This window comes from Pseudomonas sp. PGPR40 (genome assembly GCF_022014505.1).
Lineage (GTDB): Bacteria > Pseudomonadota > Gammaproteobacteria > Pseudomonadales > Pseudomonadaceae > Aquipseudomonas.
The window spans coordinates 22,204-36,271 of sequence record NZ_JAKLSP010000016.1 but is presented as its reverse complement, the minus strand read 5'-3'; the positions used below and the strand labels follow the sequence as shown (position 1 = coordinate 36,271).

Annotated in this window: 9 protein-coding genes and 1 pseudogene; 5 read left to right on the top strand and 5 right to left on the bottom strand. The window is 59.7% G+C overall.

From position 1 onward, the window contains the following. The first annotated feature begins 6 nt into the window (after positions 1-6). Positions 7-1,026 carry a quinone-dependent dihydroorotate dehydrogenase gene (locus MEB48_RS15125; protein WP_237884953.1) on the top strand — a complete coding sequence of 340 codons (1,020 nt, stop codon included), beginning with the start codon at positions 7-9 and terminating at the stop codon, positions 1,024-1,026. Positions 1,027-1,274: 248 nt separating this feature from the next. On the opposite strand, the gene rmf is transcribed toward MEB48_RS15125, so the two are convergent. After that, positions 1,275-1,490 (bottom strand): ribosome modulation factor, encoded by a 216-nt coding sequence (gene rmf / locus MEB48_RS15120; protein ID WP_003223300.1) that lies wholly within the window; start codon positions 1,488-1,490, stop codon positions 1,275-1,277. 529 nt (positions 1,491-2,019) lie between these two features. Here rmf and rlmKL point away from each other — a divergent pair. Both rlmKL and MEB48_RS15110 read left to right on the top strand, forming a co-directional pair. After that, positions 2,020-4,290: a bifunctional 23S rRNA (guanine(2069)-N(7))-methyltransferase RlmK/23S rRNA (guanine(2445)-N(2))-methyltransferase RlmL gene (gene rlmKL / locus MEB48_RS15115; RefSeq protein WP_237884952.1), complete on the top strand. Its 2,271-nt coding sequence runs from the start codon at positions 2,020-2,022 to the stop codon at positions 4,288-4,290. A 193-nt stretch (positions 4,291-4,483) separates the two neighbouring features. Beyond that, a pseudogene (locus tag MEB48_RS15110) lies at positions 4,484-6,794 on the top strand (sensor domain-containing diguanylate cyclase). A 177-nt stretch (positions 6,795-6,971) separates the two neighbouring features. Here the strand turns inward: MEB48_RS15110 and dacB are convergent. Then, the gene (gene dacB, locus MEB48_RS15105) at positions 6,972-8,432 is read right to left on the bottom strand and encodes a D-alanyl-D-alanine carboxypeptidase/D-alanyl-D-alanine endopeptidase (protein ID WP_237884951.1); all 1,461 of its coding nucleotides are present in this window, start codon (positions 8,430-8,432) and stop codon (positions 6,972-6,974) included. 233 nt (positions 8,433-8,665) lie between these two features. On the opposite strand from dacB, the gene MEB48_RS15100 reads away from it, so the two are divergent. Beyond that, positions 8,666-9,010: a YggL family protein gene (locus MEB48_RS15100; RefSeq protein ID WP_007896965.1), complete on the top strand. Its 345-nt coding sequence runs from the start codon at positions 8,666-8,668 to the stop codon at positions 9,008-9,010. Positions 9,011-9,301: 291 nt separating this feature from the next. Here MEB48_RS15100 and MEB48_RS15095 read toward each other — a convergent pair whose 3' ends face one another. Next, positions 9,302-10,495: a benzoate/H(+) symporter BenE family transporter gene (locus tag MEB48_RS15095; protein ID WP_237884950.1), complete on the bottom strand. Its 1,194-nt coding sequence runs from the start codon at positions 10,493-10,495 to the stop codon at positions 9,302-9,304. Positions 10,496-10,852: 357 nt separating this feature from the next. On the opposite strand from MEB48_RS15095, the gene MEB48_RS15090 reads away from it, so the two are divergent. Continuing rightward, the gene (locus tag MEB48_RS15090) at positions 10,853-11,617 is read left to right on the top strand and encodes a GntR family transcriptional regulator (protein ID WP_237884949.1); all 765 of its coding nucleotides are present in this window, start codon (positions 10,853-10,855) and stop codon (positions 11,615-11,617) included. 178 nt (positions 11,618-11,795) lie between these two features. Here the strand turns inward: MEB48_RS15090 and guaD are convergent, their stop codons facing one another. Both guaD and xdhC read right to left on the bottom strand, forming a co-directional pair. Beyond that, the gene (gene guaD, locus MEB48_RS15085; RefSeq protein ID WP_237884948.1) at positions 11,796-13,100 is read right to left on the bottom strand and encodes a guanine deaminase; all 1,305 of its coding nucleotides are present in this window, start codon (positions 13,098-13,100) and stop codon (positions 11,796-11,798) included. Between the two features lie 23 nt (positions 13,101-13,123). Further along, complete coding sequence (xdhC, locus tag MEB48_RS15080; RefSeq protein ID WP_237884947.1) at positions 13,124-13,969, bottom strand: xanthine dehydrogenase accessory protein XdhC; 846 nt, start codon at positions 13,967-13,969, stop codon at positions 13,124-13,126. Positions 13,970-14,068: the final 99 nt, after the last annotated feature.

Sequence of the window (14,068 nt, the reverse complement as noted above, 5' to 3'; positions counted from 1 at the left end):
CCGCCCATGTACACCCTGGCCCGTCAGCTGTTGTTCAAACTTTCCCCGGAAACCTCCCACGATCTGTCCCTGGACCTGATCGGCGCGGGCGGGCGTTTGGGCCTCAACGGCTTGCTGTGCAAGGCACCGGCGAAAATGCCGGTAACGGTCATGGGCCTGGAGTTTCCGAACCCGGTGGGTCTGGCGGCCGGTCTGGACAAGAACGGAGCAGCGATCGATGGCTTTGCCCAGTTGGGTTTCGGTTTCGTCGAAATCGGCACCATCACGCCGCGGCCGCAACCAGGAAACCCGAAACCACGGATTTTCCGCTTGCCGGACGCCGAGGCGATCATCAACCGCATGGGTTTCAATAACCTCGGCGTCGATCACTTGCTCGCTCGCGTGGCGGCGGCCAAGTACAAGGGCGTGCTGGGCATCAACATCGGCAAGAATTTTGACACGCCGGTTGAACGTGCGGTCGACGATTACCTGATCTGCCTGGACAAGGTCTATGCCCACGCCAGCTATGTGACGGTCAACGTCAGCTCGCCGAACACGCCGGGCCTGCGCAGCCTGCAATTCGGCGATTCGCTCAAGCAATTGCTCGCCGACCTGGCCACCCGCCGGGCGGAACTGGCGCTGCGTCACGGAAAACATGTACCGCTGGCGATCAAGATTGCGCCGGACATGACCGACGAAGAAACCGTTCAAGTCGCCCAAGCGTTGATCGAAACCGGGATGGACGCGGTGATTGCCACCAACACCACCCTGAGTCGCGTCGGCGTCGAAGGCATGGAACATGGTGATGAGGCGGGCGGGTTGTCCGGCGCACCGGTTCGCGACAAGAGCACTCACACTGTGAAGGTGCTGGCGGCGGAACTGGGCGGTCGCTTGCCGATCATTGCCGTGGGCGGCATCACCGAAGGCAAGCACGCGGCTGAGAAAATCGCCGCGGGTGCGAGCCTGGTGCAGCTCTACTCCGGCTTCATCTACAAAGGCCCGGCGCTGATTCGTGAATCGGTGGATGCCATAGCGGCCCTGCGCTGAACCCTGTGGGAGCGGGCTTGCTCGCGAAAGCGTTGGGTCAGTCAACATCATTCTTGAATGTTAAATCGCTTTCGCGAGCAAGCCCGCTCCCACAGGTAATGTGTTTGCAGCTCGAGATTGAGTTTCTGGGCAGACATAAAAAAGGGCTCCTCGAAGGAGCCCCTGGGCCGAAGCCCGCCGTCCGGATGGGACGTGCGTGGTTAAGTCGTTGCGTAATCAGATTGTCGTGTCGGAGTGTGTGCCCTGTATTAGCCGACGGCGTGAAGTTCGTTGAGTCTGTGGATTCCCGCAGTGCCGGTCATACCGTCCCAGTTGTCGCCGCGTCCTTCTCGCCAGCCATTGATCCAGGCTTGGCGTACCGACGGTAGAGTAAAAGGGCAAAGCTCACGGGATTTACCACCAACGCCATATTGATATCCGCGCAAAAATGCTCTTTCCAACGGATCACGCTTAAGTCTTCTCATAGGGTGTTGCCCTCACTTGTTGACTGTATGTTCGCGTCGACCTCAATCGAGGTCAGGCAGAAAAATTCTGCCGTTGGTGGCTCGCTGCCGGCGTCGCGAGCCAAGGTGTTGACGCCGTTGCGACGTCAACCTGAGTTGAGTTCTAACCAATGCGTCACATCGAGGGAATGATCGTTTTGTCATAAGAACGTAACCATAAAGATGCTATGGCCATAAGTAACACGATATTTGCCCCGTGTTCATTGGCCAAACCCCGGTATGATCGGCCCTAAGCGGCTCACAGAACCGAGCCTTTAGCAAAAATGACCCCCGTTGCATTTGGGGACTATTCGACGAAGGGTCGATTTATGACATTTTGTTGCATCAACTTTTATATCTGCCCTGGCATCTAAGCTCTTTTAACCCGAGCAGTCAGGGTGGGAACGGCACACCTTCGTGCCACGCGGGCGTTCTGTTAGAAAAGCGCCTGATTGAAAACCGGATCGGCAATGCGTTGCCGATTCACTTAGCCAAAGGCTCTGGAATTACCATGTCCGATCGTTTCGAACTCTTCCTCACTTGCCCCAAAGGCCTTGAAGGCCTGCTCATCGAGGAAGCCGTCGGGCTTGGCCTTGAGGAAGCACGTGAGCACACCTCGGCTGTGCGCGGCATGGCCACCATGGAAACCGCCTATCGCCTGTGCCTGTGGTCGCGTCTGGCGAACCGCGTGCTGTTGGTGCTCAAGCGCTTCCCGATGAAGGACGCCGAAGACCTCTATCACGGCGTGCTGGATATCGAGTGGCAAGACCACATGCTCAGCGATGGCACCCTGGCCGTTGAGTTCAGCGGTCACGGTTCGGGCATCGACAACACACACTTTGGCGCCCTGAAAGTCAAAGATGCCATCGTCGACAAACTGCGCACCCCGCAGGGCGACCGTCCGTCGATCGACAAGCTCAACCCGGACCTGCGCATTCACCTGCGCCTGGACCGTGGTGAAGCGATCCTGTCCCTCGACCTTTCCGGTCACAGCCTGCATCAGCGTGGTTATCGTTTGCAGCAAGGCGCGGCGCCGCTGAAGGAAAACCTCGCGGCGGCGATTCTGATCCGTGCCGGCTGGCCACGAATTGCCGCCGATGGCGGCGCGCTGGCTGACCCGATGTGCGGTGTTGGTACGTTCCTGGTCGAAGCGGCGATGATCGCCGCCGACATGGCGCCGAACCTGCGTCGCGAGCAATGGGGCTTCACCGCCTGGCTCGGTCACGTGCCGGCGCTGTGGAAAAAACTCCACGAAGAAGCCACCGAACGCGCCGCTGCCGGCCTGGCCAAGCCACCGCTGTGGATTCGCGGTTACGAAGCTGACCCGCGCCTGATTCAACCGGGCCGCAATAACGTTGAACGCGCCGGCCTGAGCGAGTGGATCAAGATCTACCAGGGCGAAGTCGCGACGTTCGAGCCGCGGCCGGACCAGAACCAGAAAGGCCTGGTGATCTGCAACCCTCCGTACGGCGAACGTCTGGGCGATGAGGCGAGCCTGCTTTATCTCTACCAGAACCTCGGCGAACGTCTGCGTCAGGCCTGCCTGAACTGGGAAGCGGCGGTGTTCACCGGCGCCCCGGACCTGGGCAAGCGCATGGGCATCCGCAGCCACAAGCAATATTCGTTCTGGAACGGCGCCTTGCCGTGCAAATTGCTGCTGATCAAGGTCACGCCGGACCAGTTCGTCACCGGCGAGCGTCGTACCCCGGAACAGCGCCAGATCGAGCGCGAACAGGCTGAGTCCGATGCGCCATCGAACATCGAAGCGCCGGGCAAGTACGAGAAGTACAACAAGAATGGCAACCCGATCAAACCGGCACCCGTGGTGGTCGAGCAGCCACGCCTGAGCGAAGGCGGGCAGATGTTCGCCAATCGTCTGCAAAAAAATCTCAAGGCGCTGGGCAAGTGGGTCAAGCGTGAAGGCATCGACTGCTACCGCGTCTACGATGCCGACATGCCGGAATATTCCATGGCCATCGACCTGTATCACGACTGGGTCCACGTTCAGGAATACGCTGCCCCGAAATCCATCGACCCGGAAAAAGCCTCGGCGCGGATGTTCGATGCCCTGGCGGCCATTCCGCAAGCGTTGAACATCGACAAGAGCCGCGTGGTGGTCAAACGTCGCGAGCGTCAGAGCGGTACCAAGCAGTACGAACGTCAGAGCGCGCAGGGCAAGTTCAACGAGGTCAACGAAGGCGGCGTGAAGCTGCTGGTGAACCTCACCGACTACCTCGACACCGGGCTGTTCCTCGACCACCGGCCGATGCGCATGCGCATTCAGAAAGAGGCGGCCGGCAAGCGCTTCCTCAACCTGTATTGCTACACCGCGACCGCCAGCGTTCATGCGGCCAAGGGCGGTGCGCGCAGCACCACCAGCGTCGACCTGTCGAAAACTTATCTGGATTGGGCGCGTCGCAACCTGTCGCTGAACGGTTTCTCCGACAAGAACCGTCTGGAGCAGGGCGACGTGATGGCCTGGCTCGATGCCTGCCGTGACGAATACGACCTGATCTTCATCGACCCGCCGACCTTCTCCAACTCCAAGCGCATGGAAGGGATTTTCGACGTGCAACGTGACCAGGTGCAGTTGATCGACCTGGCCATGGCGCGCCTGGCACCGGGTGGGGTGTTGTATTTCTCCAACAACTTCCGCAAGTTCACGCTTGAGGAAAACCTCACCGAGCGTTATGCCGTTGAAGAAATCACCGCCCAGACCATCGATCCGGATTTCGCCCGTAATGGCAAAATCCACCGTGCGTGGAAGATCACTGCTCGCTGATCCATGGATGTAGGAGCGAGCTTGCTCGCGAAGACGGTGTGTCAGGCAACATCAATGTTGACTGCGCTGCCGCCTTCGCGAGCAAGCTCGCTCCTACAGGGGCTTTCAGTGCTGGTCAAATTAGTGGCTAATAGCTATAACTCCATTCATGGCCAATGGGCTTTTCCGGCACTTGGCGTTTTGAGTTGTTTTTATGTCGTTGCACGCCGTGCGCCCCAAGATCCTGGGTTTTATCCGCGAAGATGTTTCGGCCTGGCTGGTCGCGACGCTGGTATTACTCGTCGGCGGGATTCTCACGGGATTGCTGGCCTGGGCAACGTTCAATCAGTTTCACCAGCAATTGCGGCAACGTTTTCAACTGCTCGCCAGTGAACGTTACAGCCGTATCGAAGAACGTTTTGAAGATCAGGAGCAGCGCCTCGACGACCTGCGCCGGTTCTTTGTCTATTCCGGGACGGTGTCCCGCGAAGAATTCGACGGCTATACCAAGCTTCTTTTGCGTCGCACCCAGGCCTATTCCTGGGCGCCACGGGTTTCCCGCGCTGAACGACCTCTACTTGAGCGCGCAGTGCTTGAAGAGGGTTTGAGCAATTTCACCTTTCGCGAACTCAACGCCGATGGCCAGTTGCAACCGGCCGCGGAACGAAACGAGTACGTGCCGGTGCTTTATACCCAAACCCAGAGCCGACTGCCCACGCCGCTGGGTTATGACCTGCTGGCGCAACCCCTGCGCCGCTCGACTCTGGAGCGAGCCGATCACAGTGGCAGCATGGCCGTGTCGCAACCGTTGCATCTGGTCGGCATCGAGCCCGCCTATGCGCGCGGTGTGTTGCTGGTGGCGCCGGTCAACCATCGGAACCTCCCGAGTGCCACGCCCGCCGGGTACGTCATGGCGGTGATCAGCATGCGTCAGCTGCTGGCGGACGGGTTGCCGGAGGAGAATCACGACTCTCTCTCAGTGCGAATCCTCGACTTGTCCACCGATGATCAGCACGAAGTGTTGTACGAGTCGACCAACACGGCGGGAGCCAGTGACTTGTCCTCCACGCGATTACTGCGTCTGGCCGACCACGATTATCAAGTGGACATGCGCCCCAGCGCCGCGTTCCTGAAAGCTAACCCTTCCTCGGTCGCCAGCCTGGTGGTGCTCGGCAGTTTGCTCAGTCTGTTGCTCAGTGTGTTGCTCTATGTGTTGGTCAGCCAGCGCCAGCGGGCGCTGAAAATGGTGGAACAGCGGACCCAGGAACTTCACGACCGTGAGCAAGAGTTGCGCGGCACCCATGGGCAGTTGCGCGGCGTGCTGGATGCCGCGACTCAGGTGGCGATCATTGCCACTGACTTGCGCGGGATTATCAGCACCTTCAATGCCGGCGCAGAGCAAATGCTCGGTTACTCCAGTGCGCAGGCCGTGGGCCACATGACCCTGGAAAATCTGCACCTTCCCCGGGAGCTTGAAGCGCGCTCGGCGGAGTTGAGCGCGCGCTATGGCAAGCCGATCCCGACGTGCCAGGCGATGTTGGTCGAAGGCGGGGAAGAGGGCGGTCACGAAGCCCGGGAGTGGACGCTGGTCCGACGCGACGGCAGCCATTTGCCGGTGAACATGCTGGCGACCCCGGTCCTCGACGAGCAAGGCTTGTGGGTCGGGCACCTGGCGATCTGTATCGACATCACCGAGCGCAAGCGCGTCCACGAAGCCCTGGCGGCACGGGACCTGTTGTTGAAGAAGCTCAGCGCTCATGTGCCCGGCGGGATTTACCAGTTCAAGATGGAATTCGATGGGCGCTTCAGCGTGATCTATGCCAGCGACGGCATCCGCGAAATCTATGAACTCGAACCGGACGTGCTGTTGCACAACGCCGAGGCGGTGTTCGCGCGGATTCATCCTCAGGATGCGCGCCGGGTCCGCACGTCGATCCAGGCATCGGCGAACACCCTCAGCCCCTGGCGCGAGGAATACCGCGTGCAATTACCCCAGCGTGGTCTGCGCTGGGTCCGCGGTGAAGCGACCCCGGAGGAGCTGCCCGGCGGCGGTGTGCTCTGGCATGGCTACATTTCGGACATCTCCGACCTCAAGCGCGTGGAAGAGGAATTGCGCGCACTGTCGGTGACCGACTCCCTGACCGGAATCCATAACCGTCGCTATTTCCAGGAGCGCCTGACTACCGAAATGGCCCGGGTCGAGCGCGGCGGCGGCGAGTTATCGGTGATCATGCTCGACATCGATCACTTCAAGCGCATCAATGACCAGCACGGTCATGCCGTGGGCGATCGGGTTCTGCAGGCCGTGTGCGAGCGGATTGGCGGTCGTTTGCGACGCACTGATGTGTTCTGTCGCCTGGGCGGTGAAGAGTTCATGGTGCTCTGTCCGGATATCGACAGCGAACAGGCTCATGTGCTGGCCGTGGAGTTGTGGCAAGGGTTGCGCAGTGCGCCGATCGACGAGGTCGGGGGTGTATGCGGCGAAGCAGGCGGGAAGGGATCGGGTTGAAGGACAGACGAGCTAACCCAGGCTGCATGCAAACCCTGTGGCTGAGCGCAATGCTGTGCTTTGACCCAAATTAATGTGGGAGCGGGCTTGCTCGCGAAAGCGGTGTGTCAGGCAACGGTAATGTCGACTAACACGCCCTCTTCGCGAGCAAGCCCGCTCCCACATTTTGATCTCCAGTGTCTGGACGATCGGGTTACAACACCGAAGCCGTAGTTGGCAGTTTCGGCTGGCGATACAGATCCAGCAGCACCTGATCCAGCACCGAGGAAGCGCCAAACGGTGCCTTGTCGTTGAGGATTGCCACCACTGCCCAGGTATTGCCATTGATGTCGCGGCTGTAGCCGGAAATGGCGCGCACGGTGTTCAGGGTGCCAGTCTTGACGTGGGCTTCACCGCGCATCGCGGTGGTCTTCAGGCGTTTGCGCATGGTGCCGTCGGTGCCGGCAATCGGCATCGAGCTGATGAATTCGGCGGAATACGGGCTGCGCCACGCAGCTTGCAACATGGCAGCCATCTCACGCGCACTCACCCGCTCGGCACGGGACAGACCAGAACCATTCTCCATCACTAGGTGCGGCGCGGTGATGCCTTTCTGCGCCAGCCATTGACGCACCACGCGTTGGGCGGCCTTGGAGTCGTCACCATCAGCATCGGTGCGGAACTTCTGGCCAAGGCTCAGGAACAACTGCTGAGCCATGGTGTTGTTACTGTATTTGTTGATGTCGCGAATGATTTCCGCCAGATCTGGCGAGTAGGCCCGGGCCAGCACCTTGGCGTCTTTCGGCGTGGGTGCCAGAACATCCTTGCCCTGAATGCTGCCGCCCAATTCCTTCCAGATCGCCCGCACGGCGCCGGCGGTGTAGGTCGCGTGGTCGAGCAGCGACAGGTAGGTCTGGGAACTGCAACCTTCGCCCAACTGGCCGCCGACGGTGACGGTGACGCTGCCATCAGCCTGGGTCACCGGGTTGTAGCGCACGCCACCGGTGCATTGCTTGGAGTTGAGCGCCTTGACCTGATTGTCGATACGGATGCTGGCAATCGGCGGCTCGACCGATACCAGAACCTTGCCCGAGTCGTTGCGAGCAACAAAACGCAAGGCCTTGAGGTTGACCAGCAGCGCGTCGGGTTTGACCAGGAACGGTTTGTTCTCATCATTGCCGTCGTCGTTGAATTCAGGCAGTTGCGGTTGCACGAAGAAACCGCGGTCCAGCACCAGGTCGCCAGTGACCTGGATCACGCCGTTGGCGCGCAAATCGCGCATCAGCAGCCAGAGTTTTTCCATGTTCAGCTTCGGATCGCCGCCACCCTTGAGGTAGAGGTTGCCGTTGAGGATGCCACCGCTGAGGGTGCCGTCGGTGTAGAACTCGGTTTTCCACTGATGGTTCGGGCCAAGCATTTCCAGCGCGGCATACGTGGTCACCAGCTTCATGGTCGAGGCCGGGTTAACCGAAACATCAGCGTTATGAATGGTTGGGGTGCCCGGGCCATTGAGCGGGATCATCACCAGCGACAGAGCACTGTCCTGCAACTTGCTGGCCTTGAGAGCCTTTTCGACGTTGGGCGACAGGGCGGTGTTGATCGAAGCAGCGGAAACGGGAAGGGCCAGGGGCAGAAGAAGACTGGCCAACAGCAATGGACGCAAAGATTTGATCATCTGAAATAAAACCCTACAGCCGAGGGGAAAAAGACGAGGGCATGGAGATAAATTCCCTCAGCGGTCATGAAAGTGTCGGCATTATGCCCCAAGGTGTAATGGCTTGTGCCTTACTCCGGTCTTCTAATCCGCTATTTTTTTACCGACGGTAGGCATAGCGCCGTTCTGAGGCGGGCAATCGGCGCCTTAAACTGCTAAAGTGCGGCCCGTTATTACTTTTGAGGATTGTTCCAATGGCGACTAACCGTTCCCAGCGTCTGCGCAAAAAATTGTGCGTCGATGAATTTCAAGAGCTGGGTTTCGAACTGAACCTGGATTTCAAAGAAGATTTGGCTGATGAAGCCATTGATGCTTTCCTCGACGCGTTCCTGAAAGAAGCCATGGAAGCCAACGGTCTGGGCTATGTGGGCGGCGACGACTTCGGTCTGGTTTGCCTGCAGAAGCGTGGCTCGGTTTCCGAAGAGCAGCGTGCCGCTGTTGAAGCCTGGCTCAAAGGCCGCAGCGAACTGACCGAAGCAACCGTCAGCCCGCTGATCGACGTCTGGTACCCGGAAAAGCCGATCAATCCGGTAGCTTGATGTTCTAAAAAAACGGCGACCCAAGGGTCGCCGTTTTTTTATGTTTTTTTGTAGGAGCGAGGCTTGCCCGCGAAGGCGTACTATCATTCAAAATTGATATCGACTGACACGACGCTTTCGCGGGCAAGCCTCAATGCCAGTCAGTTAAGACACGGAACCCTGTAGGAGCGAGCTTGCTCGCGAAAGCGGCATATCTGGCGACATCAATGTTGACTGTACCGCCGCCTTCGCGGGCAAGCCCGCTCCTACAGAATTGCGCTTAACTGACTGGCATTGGGGCAAGCCTCGCTCCTACAAGGCTTTACGCCAATTCAAGATCATCAACGTCAACACTCCCGCCACAATCCCCCAGAACGCCGAACCGATGGAAAACAGCGTCAGCCCCGACGCCGTCACCATAAAGGTGATCAGCGCTGCTTCCCGTTCCTGCACTTGCGCCATGGCAATGCTCAACCCATTGATGATCGAGCCGAACAGCGCCAGCGCGGCAATCGACAGCACCAACTCTTTAGGCAATGCGGCAAACAACGCCGCCAGCGTCGCGCCGAACACTCCGGCAATCCCGTAGAAAATCCCGCACCAGACCGCTGCGGTGTAGCGCTTGTTGCGATCTTCATGGGCATGCGGCCCGGTGCAGATTGCCGCGCTGATGGCGGCCAGGTTGATCCCGTGGGAGCCGAATGGCGCCAACAACAACGAGGCAATGCCGGTGGTGGTGATCAGTGGCGAGGCCGGCACGTTGTAGCCGTCGGCGCGCAATACGGCGATGCCCGGCATGTTCTGCGAGGTCATCGCTACCACGAACAGCGGGATGCCGATGCTGATGGTCGCGGCCAGGGAGAAATGCGGCGTGGTCCAGACCGGCGTCGCGACTTCCAGATGGAAGCCACTGAAATCCAGCAGCCCCATGAATCCCGACAGTGCGGTGCCGATCAACAGCGCGGCCAGCACGGCGTAGCGCGGCGACAGGCGTTTGACCACCAGATAGGTGAAGAACATCCCCAAGACCAGCGCAGTGCGGTGCTGGGCGGCGATGAAAATCTCGCTGCCGATCTTGAACAGAATTCCCGCCAGCAACGCTGCTGCCAATGAGGCAGGAATCTTTTTCACCAGCCGTTCGAAACTGCCGGTCAGGCCGCAAATGGTCACCAGCACCGCGCAAGTAATATAGGCGCCAATGGCCTCTCCATAGCTGACCCCGCCCAGGCTGGTGATCAGCAACGCCGCGCCGGGGGTCGACCAGGCGATGGTGATCGGGGTGCGATAACGCAGGGACAGGCCGATCGAGCACACCGCCATACCAATCGAGATCGCCCAGATCCACGACGAAATCTGCCCGCTGGTCAGGCCCGCCGCTTGCCCGGCCTGGAACATCAGCACCAGTGAGCTGGTGTAACCGGTCATCATGGCGATGAACCCGGCGACGATGGCTGAAGGCGACGTATCCGTCAGAGGGCGAAGCTGCGTGTGGGTGGCATCGGTCATGACAGCGGTGTTCCTTGTTCATATGAAAATATCCGAACCAGCGCTGAATCCTGTGGGAGCGGGCTTGCTCGCGAAAGCGGTGTATCAGGCGATATCAATGTTGACTGTGCCGCCGTCTTCGCGAGCAAGCCCGCTCCCACAAGGGATTGCGTTCAGGCTGCGGATTCTGCGTTCAAGCCTAAACTGAAAAGTAACCGGTCGTTGCAATACAGCGAAGGCGACAAACAGCCGTACAGTCGTGTTGCCACCGTCCATTGTGTACAATCGCGGTGTTTTTTACGCGATACTTGCCAGCGACCCACTGTGCCGTATTACAGTCACGGTCAATTCGCCGCAGTTCTCCCGACTCGAGTGCCCATGAACGAACAGTTGCAACCCCTCAAGAAACAACCGCGAGCAGGCAAAGCCGGCCGCACCGGTACCCAGGACGATATTGTCTACGCGCATATCTTCGAGGCCATCCTCGAACAGCGTCTGGCGCCCGGCACCAAGTTGAGCGAAGAAGCGCTGGGGGAAATTTTCGGGGTCAGCCGCACCATCATTCGCCGCGCGCTATCGCGTCTGGCTCATGAAAGCGTGGTATTGCTGCGACCGAATCGCGGTGCGGTCGTCGCCAGCCCGAGTGTCGAAGAGGCTCGTCAGGTGTTCATGGCCCGGCGTCTGGTGGAGCGTGCGATCACTGAACTGGCCGTTCAGCACGCCACCGCCGAGCAAATTGCCGAACTGCGGCAGATGGTCAGCGACGAGCGTGATAGCTTCTCCCGTGGCGATCGCGGCGCCGGTATCCGTCTGTCGGGCGAGTTCCATCTGAAGTTGGCAGAAGCTGCGAAAAACGCGCCGCTGATCAGCTTTCAGCGCAGCCTGGTGTCCCAGACCTCGTTGATCATCGCCCAGTACGAGAGCGGCAACCGTTCCCACTGTTCCTACGATGAACATACCCAATTGATCAATGCCATCGAAGCCCGGGACGCGACGCTGGCGGTGGACCTGATGATGCATCACATGGACCACATCGACAGCAAACTCAATCTCGACGAAGAAAGTGCGTCGGATGATTTGCATGCGGTGTTTTCGCATTTGTTGCAGACCAAGAAGCCTGGGCGGCCGGTCGCGAAACTCTGAAGTACCGATGATAAAAAATCCCCCGCAGCCTTCCGGTCGCGGGGGATTTTTTTGAGTATCAGATCGTTCCCACGCTCTGCGTGGGAATGCAGCCCGTGACGCTCCGCGTCACTGGACGCGGAGCGTCCCTAGAGGCATTCCCACGCGGAGCATGGGAACGATCAGTGTGGAGAGACTCTCAGCGCTGATGCACCAGGTTCCCCGCCGCATACGTTTGCAAAACAGTCCGGTCATCCCCCAGCGTCATCAATACAAACAACGTCTCGGCAATGTTGTTGGCCTGCTTCAGGCGATAACCAAGCAACGGCGTGGCGTTGTAGTCCAACACCAGGAAGTCCGCGTCGGTGCCCGGTTGCAGGGTACCGATCTTGTCCTCCAGTCGTAGCGCGCGGGCACCACCAAGGGTGGCCAGGTACAGCGACTTGAACGGGCTCAGTCGCGCGCCTTGAAGCTGCATGACTTTGTAGGCTTCGTTCAGGGTTTGCAGCAGCGAGAAACTGGTCCCGCCACCAACGTCCGTGCCCAGGCCGACATTCAGTTTGTGCTTCTCAGCCATTGGCAGATTGAACAGGCCGCTGCCAAGGAAGAGGTTCGAGGTCGGGCAGAAGGCGATCGCCGAGCCGGTCTCGGCCAGTCGCGCACATTCGTCGTCGCACAGGTGCACACCGTGGGCGAACACCGAGCGCTCGCCGAGCAATTGATAGTGATCGTAGACATCCAGGTAGCCTTTGCGCTCCGGAAACAGCGCCTTGACCCATTCGACTTCCTTGAGGTTTTCGCTGATGTGGGTCTGCATGTACAAGTCGGGGTATTCGCTGAGCAATTGACCGGCGAGGGTCAATTGTTCCGGGGTGCTGGTCGGCGCGAAGCGCGGGGTGACCGCGTAGTGCAGGCGACCCTTGCCGTGCCAGCGCTCAATCAGCGCCTTGCTTTCGACGTAACTCGATTCGGCAGTGTCGGTCAGGTAGTCCGGCGCGTTGCGGTCCATCATCACTTTGCCGGCGATCATCCGCAGGTCCAACTGTTCGGCGGCCTCGAAGAACGAGTTCACCGATTGCGGATGCACGCTGCCGAACACCAGCGCCGTGGTGGTGCCGTTGCGCAGAAGTTCCTTGATGAAAATATCCGCGACTTCATCTGCATGGGCCTTGTCGGCGAACTGGCTTTCGCAGGGGAAAGTGTAGGTGTTCAGCCAGTCCAGCAGTTGCTCGCCGTAGGCGCCGACCATGCCGGTTTGCGGTAAATGGATGTGGGTGTCGATGAAACCGGGGGTGATCAGTGCGTCCTGATAATGAGTGATCTCGATGTCGGCTGGCAGCGTAGGCAGCAATTCGCTGGCGTGGCCGATGGCGCTGATCTGGCCGTTATCGACCACCAGCAGGCCGTCTTCGAAATACTCGTACGAGGCTTCGATACCCACTTCGGCGGGGTCGGCAATGCTGTGCAGAATGGCGGCGCGGTAGGCTTTGCGAGTCAGAGGCATGGGGTTCTCAGTTTTCAGGCTTATCAATTAGAAGCTTGGCTGCGGCGTGAAGCAGGCAGCAGTTTGGCGATCGATGATCCGGCGCTGGCGGTGTGCTGGCCGAAGTTCGCGTTATAGGTGGCGATGATTTCGCCGGCGATGGAGATGGCGATTTCCACAGGCAACTTGCCTTTGACTTCGCCGATCCCCATCGGGCAGCGCATGCGTTGCAGCACGTTGCTGTCGAAACCGCGATCACGCAGGCGGTGTTCGAACTTCACTCGTTTTGTCTTCGAACCAATCAGGCCGAAGTAGGCGAAGTCGTTGCGCTTGAGGATCGCGGCGGTGAGTTCGAGATCGAGCTGGTGGTTGTGGGTCATGACGATGCAGTAGCTGCCGGCGGGCAGATCATCCACTTCATCCAGCGGTTCTTCGCTGACGATCTTGCGCACGCCGTGGGGAATCTGTTCGGGGAATTCGGCTTCCCGTGAGTCGATCCAGCGCACCCGGCACGGCAGGCTGGCGAGCAGCGGCACCAGCGCCCGACCGACGTGGCCAGCGCCGAACACGGCAATCTGCGCCTGGACCTGGCCCATCGGTTCGAACAGCAATACGGTCACGCCACCGCAGCACTGGCCCAGGCTGGCGCCGAGGCTGAAGCGCTCCAGGTGGGTGTCCTGTCGGCCGCTGGCCAGCATCTCGCGACCGATCTGCATGGCCTTGTATTCCAGATGCCCGCCACCGATGGTGTCGAACGTTTGCGTGGCGCTGATGACCATTTTCGAGCCAGCATTACGCGGCGTCGAGCCGAGCTCTTCGATGATGGTCACCAACACACAGGGTTCACCCCGGGTTTGCAGGTCGGCGAGGGCGTCGATCCAGTTGTACATGGTTCACCTCTCAAGATCGTTCCCACGCTCTGCGTGGGAATGCATCTCTGGACGCTCCGCGTCCGCTGTTCACAATGCGACGCAGAGCGTCGCGGGCTG